Annotated in this window: 15 protein-coding genes; 4 read left to right on the forward strand and 11 right to left on the reverse strand. The window is 68.1% G+C overall.

Annotation, left to right across the window (positions count from 1 at the left end; translation table 11 throughout):
• From AC1DQP_RS05330 to AC1DQP_RS05345, 4 genes are all read right to left on the reverse strand, one after another.
• A partial coding sequence (locus tag AC1DQP_RS05330) for an OB-fold nucleic acid binding domain-containing protein (RefSeq protein WP_478051216.1) occupies window positions 1-388 on the reverse strand: 388 nt, incomplete at its 3' end.
• A 122-nt stretch (window positions 389-510) separates the two neighbouring features.
• A protein-coding gene (gene prfB, locus AC1DQP_RS05335) for a peptide chain release factor 2 (protein ID WP_256777204.1) occupies window positions 511-1,636 on the reverse strand; the annotation gives its coding sequence in 2 pieces (ribosomal slippage) (window positions 511-1,560 and window positions 1,562-1,636; 1,125 coding nt in all).
• A gap of 55 nt (window positions 1,637-1,691) precedes the next feature.
• A complete protein-coding gene (locus tag AC1DQP_RS05340) occupies window positions 1,692-2,609 on the reverse strand; it encodes a LytTR family DNA-binding domain-containing protein (protein WP_256777172.1) in 918 nt (305 codons plus the stop codon).
• Window positions 2,610-2,751: 142 nt separating this feature from the next.
• The gene (locus tag AC1DQP_RS05345) at window positions 2,752-5,682 is read right to left on the reverse strand and encodes a VIT domain-containing protein (RefSeq protein ID WP_478051217.1); all 2,931 of its coding nucleotides are present in this window, start codon (window positions 5,680-5,682) and stop codon (window positions 2,752-2,754) included.
• Between the two features lie 113 nt (window positions 5,683-5,795).
• On the opposite strand from AC1DQP_RS05345, the gene AC1DQP_RS05350 reads away from it, so the two are divergent.
• Complete coding sequence (locus AC1DQP_RS05350; RefSeq protein ID WP_478051226.1) at window positions 5,796-6,878, forward strand: DUF1176 domain-containing protein; 1,083 nt, start codon at window positions 5,796-5,798, stop codon at window positions 6,876-6,878.
• A 56-nt stretch (window positions 6,879-6,934) separates the two neighbouring features.
• Here AC1DQP_RS05350 and AC1DQP_RS05355 read toward each other — a convergent pair whose 3' ends face one another.
• The 7 genes from AC1DQP_RS05355 to dapB form a co-directional block, all read right to left on the reverse strand.
• Window positions 6,935-7,567, reverse strand: a complete 633-nt coding sequence (locus tag AC1DQP_RS05355; protein WP_478051218.1) for a hypothetical protein — start codon at window positions 7,565-7,567, stop codon at window positions 6,935-6,937.
• 52 nt (window positions 7,568-7,619) lie between these two features.
• Window positions 7,620-9,407: a single-stranded-DNA-specific exonuclease RecJ gene (recJ, locus tag AC1DQP_RS05360; RefSeq protein WP_478051219.1), complete on the reverse strand. Its 1,788-nt coding sequence runs from the start codon at window positions 9,405-9,407 to the stop codon at window positions 7,620-7,622.
• Window positions 9,408-9,479: 72 nt separating this feature from the next.
• The gene (locus AC1DQP_RS05365) at window positions 9,480-10,400 is read right to left on the reverse strand and encodes a phosphoglycerate mutase (RefSeq protein ID WP_478051220.1); all 921 of its coding nucleotides are present in this window, start codon (window positions 10,398-10,400) and stop codon (window positions 9,480-9,482) included.
• A gap of 1 nt (window position 10,401) precedes the next feature.
• Window positions 10,402-10,866, reverse strand: a complete 465-nt coding sequence (greA, locus tag AC1DQP_RS05370; protein WP_457319519.1) for a transcription elongation factor GreA — start codon at window positions 10,864-10,866, stop codon at window positions 10,402-10,404.
• Window positions 10,867-10,874: 8 nt separating this feature from the next.
• Entirely contained in the window at window positions 10,875-14,117 is a 3,243-nt protein-coding gene (gene carB / locus AC1DQP_RS05375; protein WP_478051221.1) for a carbamoyl-phosphate synthase large subunit, read from the reverse strand.
• 150 nt (window positions 14,118-14,267) lie between these two features.
• Window positions 14,268-15,398 (reverse strand): glutamine-hydrolyzing carbamoyl-phosphate synthase small subunit, encoded by a 1,131-nt coding sequence (gene carA, locus AC1DQP_RS05380; RefSeq protein WP_478051222.1) that lies wholly within the window; start codon window positions 15,396-15,398, stop codon window positions 14,268-14,270.
• 282 nt (window positions 15,399-15,680) lie between these two features.
• Window positions 15,681-16,421 carry a 4-hydroxy-tetrahydrodipicolinate reductase gene (dapB, locus tag AC1DQP_RS05385; protein ID WP_457319633.1) on the reverse strand — a complete coding sequence of 247 codons (741 nt, stop codon included), beginning with the start codon at window positions 16,419-16,421 and terminating at the stop codon, window positions 15,681-15,683.
• 130 nt (window positions 16,422-16,551) lie between these two features.
• Between dapB and AC1DQP_RS05390 the strand changes: the two genes are divergently transcribed.
• The 3 genes from AC1DQP_RS05390 to AC1DQP_RS05400 are packed head-to-tail and all read left to right on the forward strand — an operon-like array spanning window position 16,552 to window position 18,349.
• A complete protein-coding gene (locus tag AC1DQP_RS05390; RefSeq protein ID WP_478051223.1) occupies window positions 16,552-17,313 on the forward strand; it encodes a 3-oxoacyl-ACP reductase in 762 nt (253 codons plus the stop codon).
• Window positions 17,313-17,714 (forward strand): MerR family transcriptional regulator, encoded by a 402-nt coding sequence (locus AC1DQP_RS05395; RefSeq protein WP_478051224.1) that lies wholly within the window; start codon window positions 17,313-17,315, stop codon window positions 17,712-17,714. The genes AC1DQP_RS05390 and AC1DQP_RS05395 overlap by 1 nt, the downstream gene beginning before the upstream one ends.
• A gap of 53 nt (window positions 17,715-17,767) precedes the next feature.
• A complete protein-coding gene (locus tag AC1DQP_RS05400; protein WP_478051225.1) occupies window positions 17,768-18,349 on the forward strand; it encodes an NAD(P)H-dependent oxidoreductase in 582 nt (193 codons plus the stop codon).
• Window positions 18,350-18,457: the final 108 nt, after the last annotated feature.

Genomic DNA, 18,457 nt, shown 5'->3' on the forward strand with positions numbered 1-18,457 from the left:
GGGTCAGCCCACCCTCCACTGCGATGATGTCGCCCACGTCCCAGCCCTTGAAGGCGGTGTAGGCATCGCCCAGGGTGCTGCCCTGCAGGAACAGCTGGATGCGACCGGATTCGTCCTGGATCTGGGCGAAGCTGGCCTTGCCCATGACCCGCTTGGCCATCAGCCGGCCGGCCATCCTGACCTGGCGGTCGGCAGCGTCCAGGGCCTCGGCGGTCCACTGTTCGGCGTCGGCGAACTCGGCCTGCAGGGCGCCGGCGAAGTGCTCGCGACGGAAGTCGTTCGGGTAGGCGATGCCCTGCCCGCGCAGCGCCGTCAGTTTCGCGCGGCGCTCGGCGATGAGGCTGTTCTCGTCGACGGGGGGCTGCGGCGCGTGGGTCTGATCGTTCATGGCGTGGGTCTATGTCTGGGGGAGGTACGAACCCCGCCATCATGCCGATGGACGGGGCAGAGTGCGAAATCCCCGGGCGGGCCCGGGGCGGGCGCATCGGGCCGCGTGGGGCGACCCGACGGTCAGGCGTCGATGCGTTTGGAGCCCACGGCCAGGCCGGACTTCAGGCTGGCCTCGACGAACTCGTCGAGGTCGCCGTCCAGCACTTTCTGGGTGTCCGAGCGCTCGATGCCGGTGCGCAGGTCCTTGATGCGGCTCTGGTCGAGCACGTAATTGCGGATCTGGCTGCCCCAGCCGATGTCGGATTTGGTTGCTTCCACCGCATCGCGCTCGGCGTTGCGCTTCTGGACTTCCAGCTCGTACAGCTTGGCGGCCAGCATCTTCATCGCGTTGTCGCGGTTCTGGTGCTGGCTGCGGCCGGTCTGGCAGGCCACGACCGTGTTGGTCGGAATATGCGTGATACGCACCGCCGACTCGGTCTTGTTGACGTGCTGGCCACCGGCACCGGAGGAGCGGTACACGTCGGTGCGCAGGTCGGCCGGGTTGATGTCGATTTCGATGTTGTTGTCCACTTCCGGGGACACGAACACCGAGGTGAAGCTGGTATGGCGGCGGTTGTCCGAATCGAACGGCGACTTGCGCACCAGGCGGTGCACGCCGGTTTCGGTCTTCAGCCAACCATAGGCGTAATCGCCTTCAACGCGCAGCGTGGCGGACTTGATGCCGGCGACGTCGCCACCGGACACTTCCATCAACTCGGTCTTCCAGCCGCGCGATTCGCACCAGCGCAGGTACATGCGCAGCAGGATTTCGGCCCAGTCCTGGGCTTCGGTGCCACCGGCACCGGCCTGGATGTCCACGAAGGCCGGGGCGGTGTCCATCTGGCCGGAGAACATGCGCTGGAATTCCAGCTGTTCCACGTGCTTCTGGTACTTGTCCAGGTCGGCGACCACGGCCAGGGCGGTATCTTCGTCCTGCTCGCTTTCAGCCAGTTCGAGCAGTTCGCCGGACTCGGACAGGCCGTCCAGGATCGTGGCGATGCCGCCGACGGTCTTTTCCAGGTTGGCGCGTTCACGGCCCAGGTTCTGGGCGTACTCGGCGTTGTTCCAGATGTCTGGGTTTTCCAGTTCCCGGGTTACTTCTTCCAGACGCTCTTTCTTGGCGTCGTAGTCAAAGATACCCCCTGAGCGAGAGCACGCGATCGGTCAGATCGGTGATTCGCTGGCGCACGGGATTGAGCTCGATCATATCGGCGGTGTTGAAGGCTTGGGACAAGGCCTGAATTGTAGCTTGGAACGCCCGTTCATGTAGATGCGCGGGTGGTGCCGCCCGGCATTGCCGCATCCGTTGAGCCCGCCGCCGCCCCCTGCCCCAGCGCCGCGCGCAGGCCCGGCAGCTGGCGGCGGCTGCAGGGCAGCGCGCTGCCGTCGGCCAGGTGGGCGCGTGCTTCGCCGCTGTCCAACGGCTCGATGGACACCAGGAAGCCCAGGTTGAGCACGTAGCTGCGGTGGATGCGCACGAACCGCGCCGGGTCCAGCCGCGCCTCCAGCGCGGCCATGGTGCTGCGCAACGGGTAGTCGTGGCCGCGCACGTGCAGGTTCATGTAATTGCCGGCGGCCTGGGCGTATTCGATGTCGCCGGTAGCCACCAGGAAATCACGGCCGAGCTTGCGCACCAGGAAACGCTCGGGCCGGTCCACCGGTTCTTCGGGCGGTGCATCCTCCGGCGCGGCCAGCAGGTGCGCCTCGCCTTGCCGCCGGCGGCCGAACCAGCTGAAGAAGTGCTCGATCGCCACGAAGGTGAAGAACGCGCGGACGTCCTTGAGGTACTCGTACAGCAGCCGAGAAACCCAGCCGGAGCCATCGACGTAATGCTCGCCCAGGCTCGCGTAGGCCAGGTGACGCAGCGCCATCATCCCGACCACGTGCAGCAGCGACCACGCCACGCTGGCCAGCAGGTAGAGCGGCAGCCGGCGCGTCCAGGTGTCGGCATGCAACGGCCAGCGTTGGCAACCCCACCACAGCAGCGGCAGGGTGAGCAGGATCATGCCGGCGCTGCTCAGCTCCCAGGTCATCGGCTGCCACAACGCGAGCGCCTCGCCACGGCGGCTGGCGTCCATGACCTCGACGAAGGCGTTGGCCACCGCGCTGGCAAGCAGGATGGCGGCCCAGACCAGCCAACGGGTGGTGGGGCGCCAGCGGGAGGAAGGGCGGGAAGTCATCGGGTCGTCCATGCGGCGGGGCGGAATCATGCAGCAATCGGGCATGGTAGCTGCTGGTGCGGCGCATCGGCTGCCCGCAGCGCGCATCCGACACACGGCACGGGCGTCCCGGCCGTGTGTCCCCTGCAGACTAACGCGGGTGCTAGCGCACCTCGAATTCCCCCACCAGCACCGTCTCCGCGCGTTCCTTCAGCCGCATCGTGACCTGCTGGTCGCGCTGCCTGCGTGTCCCCCAATGCGTACTCAGGCGCAGGCTCAGCGTGGTGGCGCCGGTGACCAGCTGCTCACGGCTGCCGAAGAAATTGGCCTCCACCTTGTACGTGCCCGGCTTGGCCTCGCGCAGCGAGAACTGCTCGGGCCCGTAGCCGCCAGTGAAGTCCTGCGACATCTGCCCGCCCTGGTAGGTGAGGCGGTTGCCGTAATACGCGCGCTCGCCGTTGGGGTCGGTGACCCACAGGTCCATGTCGCTGTTGTCGCTGTCCCAGCTGAGCACCACGCGCAGGTCCAGCGGCATCGCACGACGCAGACGCGGATCGACCGCGCTCAGGTCCACCCGCTCGCGCGCGGCGAGGGTGTTGAGTTCGTCCAGCGCGATCAGCGAGATCCCATCGAAGCGACCGTCCCAAGGCCGCTCCACCACCTCATTGAACATCGCCACGGCCTGCGGGTACTGCCCGCTGGCCTCCAGCGCCAGGCCCAGGTCACGGAAGCTCTGCGGCTCCTCCTCGCCCAGCCGCAGCACCTGCTGGAACACCGGCACCGCCAGCTCGGGCGCCCTGGCCTGCATCAGCCGGTAGCCGAGCACGCGCAGCACATGGCGGTTCTCCAGCTGCATCTCGGCCAGGTTGGACAGCACCCGCAGGGCCAGGTCGCGCTGGCCCTTGGCCAGCAGCAGATCGGCCACGTCCAGGTAGAAGGCGCTGCTGTCGGCGTGCTGGTCGCGCTCGGCCAGGTACGTGGCGTACAGCTGTGCCGGCGGGGCATCGCGCAGGCGGCGCGCGTAGTCCGAATCGGGCTCCCACGGGGCCAGGGCGATCGCGATGGCGCCGCTGTTGGCCCTGCCGCCTGCGACCTTGCTGGCGGTCARTTCGACGCTCTGCAGCTGGCCGCTCGCGCGACTGGGTGCCGCCATCGGCGCCATCGGCATCGGCGGTGCGGGCGCGCTGACCACGTCGTTGGCACGGGTCTCCATGTAAGGCTGCGCCTCGGCCGGTGCGGCCGCGGCGACCGGCATCGGCGCGGACTTCTCCAGCCCGGCCTTGGCTACCGGTGCGTCCTTGGGCCAGCGCGTGTTCCACCAGCGTTCGCGGTCGGCGAACTGCCGCGCGATCTGGTCCAGACGCTGGCGACGGGCCTGCTTTTCATCATCAATGCGCACCGCATGCAGACGGTCGTATGCCTCCCGCAGCGGTGCCGGTGCGCGGATGCCATAACGCAGGTAGTCGTCCAGGGTTTCCAGCACCAGCAGCGAGGTATCGGGCCCGACCAGGCGGAACTGCCGGAACAACGTGCGCATGGCGTCCTCGTGCGCGACCGGGTCTGCCGCGTACGCGGCCATCTGCGCATCGGCCCACGCGTGCGCCACCAGTCCACCGTCCAGCGCACGGGCGCCGGACACGGCAATGCGTTGTTGATGGACCCGGCCATCGGCCAGGCGCACCCCAACATCCACCGCGCCGTCAGTGCGCTGAACGCGCCCGGTGACGCGCAACCAGCCCTGACTGGCATGGCTGGCGTCGGCCACCAGTTGGTCCACGCCATCGCCGCGCAGTTCGACCACGTCAGCCGGCTGCTGCATCAACAACGGCATCGCGGCGTCGACCTCGGCGGCACTGGACAGCACCAGCGCCTGGCCGTGATGGGCCTGGGTCCAGGCGCGCAGCCGCGCACCATCGGTGCGTGCACCGGCGCTGCTCAATGCGTACAGGCGCTGGCCAGCCGCCAACGGCGGCAGCGCCTGTCGGCCATAGTTGGACAGCCCGTCGCTGACCAGCAGGTACTCGCCGATATCGGCGCGCGACGTCCATGCACCCAATGCACTGGCGCCGTCCAACGGCAGCGAGGTCAAGTGCGCGCGCAGCCCGCTCCAGTCACCGCCGCGGATGCGGAAGCTGCGCGGCGCTTCGGCATGGTCACGCAGTACGGTGAGCTCCACCTCACCGTCGCCGATGGCGCGGAAATAGCGGTCCAGCACCGCCGTTTCGGTGGCGCGGTCGCGTTGTCGGGCCGATCCGGAGGCATCCCACAGCAGCCCTACCCGCTTGGGCAACGCGCGCGGGGCGGCCTGGGCCGGTACCGGTATCTGCGCCAACAGATAGCGCTCGCCCTCGCGCAGGCCGGTGACCGCATCCAACTGGCGTACCTGCGGCAAGCGGATCTGCGCCTGCGCCGGCAGGGCCCTCCCGGCACCCTGCCATTGCGCCACGTGGGCGCCATCGCGGGCCTGGAACGTCCAGGGAAGTGCTGCGCCCACCACCGGCTTGCCGGTGCCACGCGCGTCCAGCCGTAGCGTCACCTGCCTGGCGTCGCGGGCGAACTGCAACGGCAGGTTCCAGCGCAGGCCCTGTGCATCCACCGGCAAGGTCTCGCGGAAGGTCAGCGCCACGCGGCGGCTGCCACGGGCGGGAATCGGGTAGATGCGAAGGCGGAACTGGTTGCCGGCGGTCTGTTCCAGCAGGCCAGGGTCGACCCGGCGCCGTTCGATCGCCTCGAACACCTGGCGTCCCTGCGCCTTGGGCACCGGCACCGCATCGCGTAGCACCCCGTCGATGTCCAAGGCGAACCCGGCGATCTGCTGGCCATCGGCGAGCGGAAACTCGAGTTGCCCTTCCAGCACCCGCGCATTGGGGTTGAAGAACTCCATCTCGATGCGGGTCTCGCCGAGCCCGGCCACGACCCGGCTGTCCAGGCTGACCTGGCGCAACTGCACTGGCACCTCGGCGCCGGCCACCTGTAGCAGCGGCGCTACCGCTGGCGGCTGCGGCGTGGCTGCCGGGCGCGTCTGCGCCATGCCGGCCTGCGTTCCCAGCCACAGCATGCCCAGCATGCCGATCCCACGAAGTGCGCGTTCCATGTGACGCTCCCGATCCGATGACAGCAGGTTGAACGGATCATGCCGGTAAACGGGGTCGACGCGATGCAAGGCTTGGCGTGTCCACCGTCCTGGGCCAAGATGCCGCTCCCCTGATGTACCACCACAAGGACGTCCACGTGCGCCTGCCCGCCCTGCTTCCCCTGTTGCTGTTGACCCCGATCCTGCCGGCCCAGGCCGCGCCCGACGCCAGCAGCGGACTGAGCTTCACCCACAACGACTGGACCTTGGCCTGCGACAACACCCGCACCTGCCGCGCTGCTGGCTACCAGAACGACGAAGACGGCGGTAACGAACCGGTCTCGATCCTGTTGACCCGCCTGGCCGGTCCCGGCCAGCCGGTGAAGGCCGAGCTGATGCTGGGCCAGTACGACGAGACCACCCTGCCGAAACAACTGTCGCTGCAGAKCAACGACGCCAAGCTGGGCGCACTGAAGTACACCCCCGCCGACGGCACCGCCGACCTCTCGCCGGCACAGGTGGCCGCGCTGCTCAAGTCGTTGACCCGTGACAGCCGCATCGTGCTGGTCGGCAATAACGGCAAGCGCYGGACCGTGTCCGACCGCGGTGCATCGGCGGTGCTGTTGAAAATGGACGAATTCCAGGGCCGGCTGGGCACGCCCGGCGCGCTGATGCGCAAGGGCAGCGCGGCCGAAAGCACCGTGCTGCCGGCACTGCCGGTGCCGGTAGTGAAGCTCGGCAAGATCGTCCCCACCCGTCCTGCCGACGCGGCGCTGGCCAACGCTGCCGCGCTGCGTGCGGCGCTGGTGAAGGCCACTACGGCAGACGAGTGCGAAGCGTTGCATCCCGGCAACGGCGCGATGTCCGATGAGGGCCCGCAGGAGACCAGCGTGCACCGGCTGAGCGCGGACAAACTGCTGGTGTCGCAGGGCTGTTGGCGTGCCGCCTACAACACCGGTGACGGCTACTGGGTGGTCAACGACCACGCGCCCTACCAGCCCAGGCTGGTGACCGCCTCGGGGATGGATGATGACGTGCGCACCATCCAGCAGGCCAGCAAGGGCCGCGGCCTCGGCGACTGCTTCTACTCCACGAGCTGGGGCTGGACCGGCACGCAGTTCGTCAAGACCGCTGTGTCCAGCACCGGACTGTGCCGGCTGGTGTCGGCCGGTGGCGCGTGGGAGATGGCGACGCTGGTGACCAAGGTAGTGGAGTAAGGCGCGGCACGGACCTGGCCGCTTCAGCGCGGGGTATCCGTGGTGCCGGCGTCCACTCAGTCCTCGTCCTGGTCCCAACCATCAAAGGGAAACAGCTCCGGCAGGATCGTGTCCATCACCGCCATGCTCTGCATGACCGCGTGGTCGGCCGTCCACGGCCGCGACCACGTGGCATGGTGCCCGCGCACCGGCCGGTCCGGAGCCGAACGCAGGTGCTCCACGTAGGCCAGCAGCAAGCGGTGTGAGCGTTGCTGGCGCTCCAGCGGCGTAGCCGCTTCGCGCAGTTCGGCGTAGTGCTGGCGCAGCGGGGCAGGATCGGGCAGATGGCAGGTGAAGTCGAGCGCACCGACCTGGTCGTCCGCGTTCCTGTAGTCGTCCGGATCCTCCGAAGGCTGGTAGTGGTCGGCCACGCAACGGGTACGGCCCAAGCGCGCMATCACTGCGGCAACGGCCTGTTCGACGCCGACGCCCTCGGTGCCGGACTCGGCGCCCTCCACCGCTACCCGGACGGACAACTCGTTCTGCAGCAGCCACGCGATGCTCTGGCGCGAGCCCGCCAGATCCGGGAACTCGAATCCTTCCCGCGCCGAGAGCGTGGCGCGGGCTGCAGGGTCACCCTGCAGGACGATCTGGCTCTGCAGGTCGAAGCGTTCGATGGGCGATGGAAGCACGAGGGCGTGGGCAGTCATGGTCAGGAACACAAACGGGATGTAGAGGGCGCAGCAGGCGCGACGGCGGACATCAGGCGTCGGCGCAATGCTCGATGATCAGCTGGATCGCACCGCCGCCACGGTAATCGTCGCTGACCAGCCGGTAGGCGATGTGCACGTGGTTGGCGGGCGCGTTGCCCTTCCAGCCACTGAAGTGGATCGCGTTGAGCGGCTCGGCGCGCCCGGGCACGCGCAGGCTGAGTTTCAGGTGCTTTTCCTTCAACACCTGCCAGCGTGCGACCTGGAAATGGCCGTCGAACAGCGGCTCGGGGAAGGCCTGGCCCCACGGACCGGCCAGACGCAGCGCTTCGGCGTGGCGGTAGTCCAGCTCATCGGCGGCCAGCTCGCCATCGCTCATGAGGTGCTGCTGCAACGACGCCGGGTCCATGCGGGTGCCGACCACGGCGACGAAGGCCTGCTGGAAATCCTCGAGGCGTGCATGTGGCAGGCTCAGGCCGGCGGCCATGGCGTGGCCACCGAACTTGTCGATCAGGCCCGGGTGCGCGGCATTGACCAGCGCCAATGCATCACGGATGTGGAAGCCGGGAATGGATCGGGCCGAACCGCGCAGCGAATCGCTGCCCGGTTCGGACGGGGCGAAGGCGATCACCGGGCGGTGCAGGCGGTCCTTCATCTTCGAAGCGACCAGGCCGACCACGCCGGGATGCCACTCGGCATCGAACAGGCAGGCGGCGATCGGGCGCTCGCCCTCGGCGCTGAGTACCGCGCGGGATACCGCCAGTTCCGCATCGTCGGTCATCAACTGCTGCACCGCGCGGCGCTCGGCGTTGATCTGCTCCAGGGTCTGGGCGATCTCGCGCGCCTGGCTGCGGTCTTCGGTCAGCAGCAGCTCGATGCCCAACGCCATGTCTTCCAGGCGGCCGGCGGCATTGAGCCGTGGGCCGAGCGCGAAGCCGATGTCGGTAGCGCTCAGGCGCGCCGGGTCGCGGCCGCTGGCTTCGATCAGTGCCTGCAGGCCCACGCAGCCCTGCCCGCTGCGCAACCGGCGCAGGCCGGCCGATACCAGTGCACGGTTGTTGGCATCCAGGGCAACCAGATCGGCGACGGTGCCGACTGCAACCAGGTCCAACAGGGTCAACAGGTCCGGTTCGCGGGTGGCGGCAAAGGCGCCCTGCGCGCGCAGGTGTCGGCGCAGCGCCATCAATACATAGAAGATCACCCCGACGCCGGCCAGCGCCTTGCTCGGGAAGGCATCGCCGTCGATGTTGGGGTCCACCAGCGCATCGGCGGGCGGCAGGTGTTCGCCGGGCAGATGGTGGTCGGTGACCAGCACCTTCCAGCCCAGCGCCTTGGCGGCGGTGACACCGGCATGGCAGGCGATGCCATGGTCGACGGTGACCAGCAGGCCCGGCTGCAGCGGCGCCAGGTCCGCCACCAGCGACGGCGACAGGCCATACCCATGCAGCATGCGGTTGGGCACCGCGTGCACCACGTCGCGCGCCCCAAGCATGCGCAACCCGCGCACACCCACCGCGCAGGCGGTGGYCCCATCACAGTCGAAATCACCGACCACCAGAATGCGTTCGTTGTTGGCGATGGCCTTGGCCAGCAGCTCCACCGCCGCCTGCATGCTGCCCATCAGCTCCGGTGCGTGCAGCTGGGCCAGCTTCGGCTGCGCCTGCGCGGCGTCGGTCACCCCGCGTGCGGCGTACAGGCGCTGCAGCAGCGGCAACATGTCGGCCGGCCAGTCGGCGGCAAGGGGTACACGCGGACGGCGCTGGATCTGGGGCGTATCGGAAGAAGGCAAGGCAGACTCGAATGGCGGGCGGAACGCCGAAACAGGTTTCGACGCAGCCATGATACCGGCTGCTGGCGATGACCCACGACGCACACGCCGATCCGGTAGCGCCACCCCACGGGTGGCTGCGCCTCACGCGTCGTGCAGTTGTATCGGCTTTTTCCAGAACCGCCAGCGTTGGCCCTTGTCGATTTCGAAACGTACGCCGTCCTCGAAATCCAGCACCAGCCGCCGCAGTTCACCGCGCTGCACGGCCGACAGCAACGGACGGATCGCATCATTGCCGAGCTGGTCGAGCGAGCGTAGCTGGCGCAGGTCGACCAAGGCGTCCACCTGCTGTTCGTTGTCGGCCTGCAGGCCGGCGGCCTTGGCCAGGGCCTGCAGCAGGGCCYCGCGGCTGCGGACCTGGGCGTGCGCGGTCTGCACCGACTGCGGCAACTCGCCGCCGCCCCAGAACCACAGCGAATTGATCGCCCGCTTGCCGTCGGCCACGCGCTGCTGGTTCCAGTCGTGGGTATGCAGCACCACCTGCGCTTCGGTCAGCAGGGCACGCCAACGGCGGCCCGCATCGCCTTCGGGCAGATGCGCGAACAGGTCATCGCCGAGCACATCATCGGGGCTGTGGAAGTCCGGCAGCGTGGTTCCCGGCGGCAGGCGCAGGTACCAGCGCGACGGCACCGGGGCATCCAGGGTGAAGCCGAACCCGGCAAACAGCGGCTGCAGCGCCGGCAACAACCGGGCCACATCCTCCGCATCAGGCCGCAGCGTATCGCCGTGACCCATCATCCGCGCGCCCTGCATGTCCGGCACCACGTTGGCCGGATCGGCGCGCAGCCAGACCGCCTCGCCGGCATCGCCGACGTCCAGCTGGCGGGTCAGTGCGGCCACCGGCCAGTGCGCCGGCTGCAGCTGGAAATGCCGCTGCAGCTGGGCACGCTCGCCCCCGTCGACGCTGCTGCGCTCGGCGCGCCCCAGCGCCTTCGCCACGTCGTCGGGCAAAGGCGCGGCCGGGAAGCGGCTGCGCGCCGGCAACAGCAATGTCGCCGTGGCCATGTCAGGCCAGGTACTGGACGCTGACGATTTCGTACTCGCGCTGGCCGGCCGGTGCGTCGATGGTGACCGCATCGCCTTCCAGCTTGCCGATCAGGGCGCGTGCCAGCGGCGAGGAGATCGCGATCAGGCCGAGTTTGATGTCGGCCTCCAGGTCGCCCACGATCTGGTAGCGCTTCTCTTCATCGCTCTCCACGTCGCACAACTCGACGGTGGCGCCGAACACCACCTTGCTGCCGGCATTGAGCTTGGTGATGTCGATGATCTCGGCATGCGAAAGCTCGCCTTCCAGCTGCTTGATGCGGCCTTCGATAAAGCCCTGCTCTTCGCGCGCGGCGTGGTACTCGGCGTTCTCCTTGAGATCGCCGTGCTCACGCGCTTCGGCGATCGCCGCGATGACCTTCGGGCGCTTGACCGACTTCAGGTGGTCAAGCTCTTCGCGCAGACGCTGCGCGCCCTTCAGGGTGATCGGTGCTCTCATGCGTTCAACTCCTTGTGCAGTTCCTGCAGCGACCAGACGGGGCCGGTGCCGCGGAATTCCAGTGATTGCACCAGCGCCATGGCGCCGGCGATGGTGGTCGAATAGGTGACGCGATGCTGCAGCGCTTCGCGACGGATCGAGAAGGAGTCATTGATCGCCGCGCGACCTTCGGTCGTGTTGACGATGTAGACGATCTCGCCGTTCTTGATCGAATCGACGATGTGCGGGCGGCCTTCGACCACCTTGTTGACGATTTCGCAGGCCATGCCGTGCTCCTGCAGCCACGCGCCGGTGCCACGGGTGGCCACCAGGGTGTAGCCGCGCTCGACCAGTGCCTTGGCGACCGGCAGCACGCGCTTCTTGTCCGGATCACGGACCGAGACGAACGCCTTGCCCAGCGGCGGCGCCTTGATGCCGCCGGCTTCCTGCGCACGCGCGAAGGCAGCGCTGAAGCTGCGGCCCACGCCCATCACCTCACCGGTGGAGCGCATCTCCGGCCCGAGGATCGGGTCGACGCCCTGGAACTTGGCGAACGGGAAGATCGCTTCCTTGACCGAGTAGTAGTCCGGCACGATTTCCTTGATGGCGCCCTGTTCGGCCAGGGTCTTGCCGGCCATGCAGCGCGCGGCGATCTTGGCCAGCGCCATGCCGGTGGCCTTGGACACGAACGGCACGGTGCGCGAGGCACGCGGGTTCACTTCCAGCAGGTAGACGATGTCTTCGCCGTTCTCGCCGGCCTGGATGGCGAACTGGGTGTTCATCAGCCCGACCACGTTCAGGGCCTTGGCCAGCTCGACCACCTGGCGGCGCAGCTCGGCCTGGGTTTCAGCCGACAGCGAGTACGGCGGCAGCGAGCAGGATGAATCGCCCGAATGCACGCCGGCCTCCTCGATGTGCTCCATCACGCCACCGATCAGCACGTTGCCGTCCTTGTCGGCAATGATGTCCACGTCCACTTCCACCGCGTTGTCCAGGAAGCGGTCCAGCAGCACCGGCGAATCGTTGGAGACCTTCACCGCATCACGCACGTAACGGGCCAGGTCGGATTCACCGTAGACGATCTCCATCGCACGGCCGCCCAGCACGTAGCTCGGGCGAACCACCAGCGGGTAACCGATCTCGCGGGCCAGCAGCAGGGCTTCCTGGTCGTTGCGGGCGATGCGGTTCGGCGGCTGCTTCAGGCCGAGCTTGTCGACCAGCTGCTGGAAACGCTCGCGGTCTTCGGCCAGGTCGATGGAGTCCGGCGAGGTGCCGATGACCGGCACGCCATTGGCTTCCAGCGCGCGCGCCAGCTTCAGCGGGGTCTGGCCGCCGTACTGCACGATCACGCCCTTTGGCTGTTCCAGCTCGACGATTTCCAGCACGTCTTCCAGCGTCAGCGGCTCGAAGTACAGGCGGTCGGAGGTGTCGTAATCGGTGGAGACGGTCTCCGGGTTGCAGTTGACCATGATGGTTTCATAGCCATCCTCACGCAGTGCCAGCGCCGCGTGCACGCAGCAGTAGTCGAACTCGATGCCCTGGCCGATGCGGTTCGGACCGCCGCCCAGGATCATGATCTTGTCGCGGTTGCTCGGCGCCGCTTCGCACTCGTCCTCGTAGGTCGAGTACAGGTAGGCGGTGCTGGTGGCGAACTCGGCGGCGCACGAGTCCACGCGCTTGTAGACGGGGCGCACCTTGTGGGCACGACGCAGCGCGCGCACGGCCGCTTCGTTGGTGCCGGTCAGTTCGGCCAGGCGGGCGTCGGAGAAGCCGGCGCGCTTGAGCTTGCGCAGGCGCGCCGCGTCCAGCGCGTCGATGCCGTCGGCGGCAACTTCAGCTTCGGCCTGGATGATCTCTTCGATCTGGTCCAGGAACCACGGGTCGATGTGCGACAGCGCGAACACGTCTTCCACGCTGAAACCGGCGCGGAACGCATCACCCACGAAGAACAGGCGCTCCGGGCCCGGGGCCTTGAGCTCGCGCTTGATGGTGGTGATGTCGTCTTCGTTGGACAGGTCCAGGCCGGTCGGGTCCAGGCCGATCTTGCCGGTTTCCAGGCCGCGCAGCGCCTTCTGCAGCGATTCCTGGAAGGTGCGGCCCATCGCCATCACCTCGCCCACCGACTTCATCTGGGTGGTCAGGCGCGCATCGGCCGCCGGGAACTTCTCGAAGGCAAAGCGCGGGATCTTGGTGACGACGTAATCGATCGACGGCTCGAACGAGGCCGGGGTCAGGCCGCCGGTGATTTCGTTCTTCAATTCGTCCAGGGTGTAACCCACGGCGAGCTTGGCGGCGACCTTGGCGATCGGGAAGCCGGTGGCCTTGGAGGCCAGTGCCGAGGAACGCGACACACGCGGGTTCATTTCGATCACCACCACGCGACCGGTGGTCGGACTGATGCCGAACTGCACGTTCGAGCCGCCGGTATCCACACCGATCTTGCGCAGCACGGCGATGGAGGCATCGCGCAGGCGCTGGTATTCCTTGTCGGTCAGGGTCTGCGCCGGGGCCACGGTGATCGAGTCACCGGTGTGCACGCCCATCGGGTCCAGGTTCTCGATGGAGCAGACGATGATGCAGTTGTCGGCGGTGTCGCGCACCACCTCCATCTCGAATTCCTTCCAGCCCAGCACCGATTCTTCGACCAGCACTTCGGTGGTCGGCGACAGTTCCAGGCCGCGGGTGACGATGTCGATCAGCTCTTCGCGGTTGTAGGCGATGCCGCCACCGCTGCCGCCCAGGGTGAAGCTGGGGCGGATGCTGGTCGGGTAGCCGACGCGGGTCTGGATCTCGATCGCTTCTTCCAGCGTATGCGCGACCGCAGCCGACGGGCACTCCAGGCCGATCTCGCCCATGGCCACGCGGAACAGCTCGCGGTCTTCGGCCATGCGGATCGCATCGCGCTTGGCGCCGATCAGTTCGACGTTGTACTTCTCCAGCACGCCGTTGTCGGCCAGGTCCAGCGCGCAGTTCAGCGCGGTCTGGCCACCCATGGTCGGCAGCAGGGCGTCGGGTTTTTCCTTGGCGATGATCTTCTCGACCGTCTGCCAGTTGATCGGCTCGATGTAGACCGCATCGGCCATCTCCGGGTCGGTCATGATCGTGGCCGGATTGCTGTTGACCAGCACCACGCGGTACCCCTCGTCACGCAGGGCCTTGCAGGCCTGGGCGCCGGAGTAGTCGAACTCACAGGCCTGGCCGATGACGATCGGACCAGCACCGATGATGAGGATGGTTTTAAGGTCAGTGCGCTTGGGCATTGTCTTCTCTAAGTCAGTACAGCGTGTCGGGGGTGATCGCACGCTGTCGATCAGGAAACTTCCGGGGTTCAGCGCCGCGCCTGGGGGCAGCGGCACTGCAGGGCTTGCGATCCGTCGCGATGCCGCCGGACGCGCCGGCGGCGTGGCGGATCAGGCCTTGGCCTCCGCCATCAGGGTCACGAAACGGTCGAACAACGGGCTGACATCGTGCGGGCCCGGCGATGCTTCCGGATGGCCCTGGAAGGAGAACGCCGGCACGTCGGTGCGTGCGATGCCCTGGTTGGTGCCGTCGAACAGCGAGCGGTGGGTAACCCGCAGGGTGGCTGGCAGCGAGGCTTCGTCAACCGCAAAACCGTGGTTCTGCGAGGTGATCATCACCCGGCCGGTATCCAGGTCCTGGACCGGATGGTTGGCGCCATGGTGCCCGTGGCCCATCTTCACCGTCTTCGCGCCGGAGRCCAGCGCCAGCAGCTGATGGCCCAGGCAGATGCCGAAGGTCGGCAGCTTGCGGTCCAGGAAGGTCTTGATCGCCTCGATCGCGTAGATGCACGGTTCCGGATCGCCCGGGCCGTTGGACAGGAACACGCCGTCCGGATTCATCGCCAGCACCTCGACGGCCGGGGTCTGCGCCGGCACCACGGTGATGTCGCAGCCGCGCTCGGCCAGCATGCGCAGGATGTTCAGCTTGGCGCCGAAATCGTAGGCCACCACCTTGTACTGCGGCGCGGCGCTGACGAACTCGTTGTTGTCCAGGTCCAGCTGGCCTTCGGTCCACGGGTAGGACTTGTCGGTGCTGACCACCTTGGCCAGGTCCATGCCCTTCAGGCCGGGGAACGCGCGGGCCGCTTCCAGCGCCTTCTCCACACTGATGCCGTCGCCGGCCATCAGCGCACCGTTCTGCGCGCCACGCTCGCGCAGGATGCGGGTGAGCTTGCGGGTGTCGATACCGGAAATGGCCACCACGCCACGCTGCAGCAGCCAGTCCTGCAGCGACACCTGGCTGCGCCAGTTGCTGGGACGGCGCGGAACGTCGCGCACGATCAGGCCGGCCGACCACACCTTGTGGGCTTCGTCGTCCTGGTCGGTCATGCCGGTGTTGCCGATATGCGGGTAGGTCAGCGTGACCATCTGCCGGGCGTAGGAAGGATCAGTCAGCACTTCCTGGTAACCGGTCATGGCGGTGTTGAACACCACCTCACCGACGGACAGGCCGGGCGCGCCTACGGATTCGCCCTCGAATACGGTGCCGTCTTCGAGGACGAGGATTGCGGCTTGGGTCACGGAATTCTCACTTTGGCTACCGATGGGGTCACCGAAGTCACGCCGCGCGGCACACTGAAAAGCGGCTGCAAAAAAGCGCGGACTGCGGTGCGGGACCGGTCCGGCTGTCGTGATTCGGCGAGCGGGAATTGTAAAGGCAAGGGGCCTGCGACGCCAGCGTTTGCATGCATTCGCTGGCGTACGGCCGTGACGGGCCCGCCCGGGGTTCAGGCAGCGGGGCCTTGCCTCTTCAGCCGTGGCAGTGACGCCGAGCCTGCACAGGCCGCCTTGGGGGCCCGCAGATCAGCCGCCCGCGGCGGGCATGGCCCCGGCCAACAGATCGCGAACCCGGTAGCTGCCCGGCGCCCGCCCATTCAGCTGGGTGGCGGCGAACAGTGCGCCGCGCGCGAAGATGTCGCGGTTGGTGGCGCGGTGGGTCAGCTCGATGCGCTCGCCCAGCCCGGTGAACTGGACCAAGTGCTCGCCGACGATGTCGCCCGCCCGCAGGCTGGCGTAATGCGGCTGCGCCCCGCCCTTCTGCGCCGCCGCGCCCAGGGTCAGCGCGGTGCCCGACGGTGCATCCTGCTTGTGCACATGGTGGGATTCGACGATATCGCAGTCCCAGCCCGCCAGCGTGGCAGCCGCGCGCTCTACCAGCTCCTCCAGTACCGCCACGCCCAGGCTGAAGTTGGACGCCCAGACCAGTGGGATGCCGGTGGCGGCCTCGATCAGGGCCTGGCGCTGCGCCTCGCTGATGCCGGTGGTGCCCGAGACCAGCCCGGCCTTGCGCTCCACGCACAACGCCAGGACCGGGTCGAAACCCTCGGGCAGGCTGAAATCGATGGCGACATCGAACTGCGGCGCACCGGCCAGCTCGCTGCTGGCGAAATGCGGCACGCCGTCGACCACGCGCTGTGCCGGCGAACGGCGGGTCACCGCAGCGACGACCTGCAGGTCGGAATTGTCGGCGGCCAGCCGCAGCAGGGCCTGGCCCATGCGACCGGAGGCACCGTGGATGAGCAGGCGAACAGGGATAGTGGTCATGCGCGCAGGCTAGCCGGTGCTGGCAAGCGTGCACAAGGGGGACATGCGCCCGGTGCCACTACCGGCGCGCGTGCATCGAGGGCGCGGACGCTTGCTACCCTGTGCGCCCCCTTCGTCCGGTCGTGCCTCCATGCAGCTTTCGCAGCAACTCGTCCTTGTCACCGGCGGTGCCCGTGGCCTCGGCCAGCACGTGACGCGCGCGTTCGCCCGCGAGGGCGCACAGGTGGTGATCAACCACCTGCACAGCGTCGACGCCGCACAGGCACTGGCCGCCGAAGTCGGCCCGAACGCCCTGGCGGTGCGCGCCGATGTCACTGACCGCGACCAGGTCGATGCGCTGTTCGCCCGGGCCCGCGCCCACTTCGGCCGCGACATCACCAGCGTGGTCAACAATGCGCTGGCGACGTTCTCGTTCAATGGCGATGCGCGTGCGAAAGCCGATGCGATCGGCTGGCAGGCGTTCAGCGCGCAGTTCGAGGGCAGCGTGCGCGGTGCGTTGAACACAGTGCAGGCGGCCCTGCCCGGCATGCGCGCGCAGCATTTCGGTCGCGTGATCAACATCGGCACCAACCTGTTCCAGAACCCGGTGGTGCCCTACCACGACTACACCGCCGCCAAGGCCGCGTTGCTGTCGCTCACCCGCACCCTGGCCGGCGACCTCGGCCCGGACGGGATCACCGTGAACATGCTCTCTGGTGGCCTGCTGCGCAGCACCGATGCCAGCGCGGCCACGCCGGCGGCGGTGTTCGACTACATCGCCGCCAACACCCCGCTGCGCAGCGTGACCACGCCGGCCGAGTTCGCCGATGCGGTGCTGTTCTTTGCCTCGCCCTGGTCGCGCGCGGTCACCGGGCAGAACCTGGTGGTGGATGGCGGCCTGGTGCGCGACTGATGCGCATCTCCGAGGTCGCCCGACGCAGCGGTGCCAGCCAGAAGGCGATCCGCCTGTACGAAGCGCGCGGACTGCTGGCCGCCGTGCCGCGGATCAACCGCTACCGCGACTACAACGAGCAGGATCTCAACCTGGTGCTGCTGATCCGGCAGGCGCTGGCGCTGGGCTTCCGGCTTGCCGACGTGGCCGCACTGCGACGCGACGATGGCGGCATCGACTGGCTGCGGGTGCAGGCGTTGCTGGCGGACAGGCAGCAGGCCGTGCGCGCGGACATGCAGCGGCTGCAGCAGCTGGATGCGGCGCTGACCCAGCTTCGGGCCGAGGTGGTCGTGTTGATCGGTCAGGGTGACACCGGTGCTTTGGATGCGTGCATGGCCGCTGGCGACTGCCGCGCCGCTTGACTCTGCCCCATGGGGCAGACCGTAGCCTGCGCGCTCTTTCCGCGAGCGCCCCCATGTCCCGATCGATCGTCATCCTGCTTGGCCACCCCGACCGCGACAGCCTGTGCGGTGCCCTGGCCGAGCGCTACCGGCAGGCCGCCGTGGCGGCCGGCCACCGCGTGCAGCTGTTCGCGCTGGGCGAGGTCGACTTCGACCCGATCCTGCGCCACGGCTACCGCCAGATCCAGCCGCTGGAACCGGCTCTGCAGCAGATCAACGCGGCCATCGCGGACTGCCAGCACCTGGTGCTGGTGTACCCGACCTGGTGGGGTGGCATGCCGGCCCTGTTGAAGGGTTTTTTCGACCGCGCCTTCCTGCCGGGCGTGGCGTTCCGCTATCGCAAGGATTCGGTGTGGTGGGACCGGCTGCTGGCCGGGCGCAGCGCGCGCGTGCTGACCACGATGGATACCCCGCCCTGGTATTACCGCTGGGTGTACCGTATGCCGGGGCACCAGCAGGTGCGGCGGACGATCCTGGAATTCTGCGGGATCAAGCCGGTGAAGATCACCGCGTTGGGGCCGGTGCGCAGCAGTACCTCGGCGCAGCGTGATACGTGGCTGCAACAGGCCGAGCGACYGGGYCGCCAGGCCAGGTGAAATGGCCGTGGTAGAGCCACGCCATGCGTGGCTGCCCTCCGTTCAGCGTTTATGGCACCTGCCAGCCACGCATGGCGTGGCTCTACCGGCATTGGGTGCGTCGGCGCC

This window comes from Stenotrophomonas sp. P5_A8, from assembly GCF_056400545.1.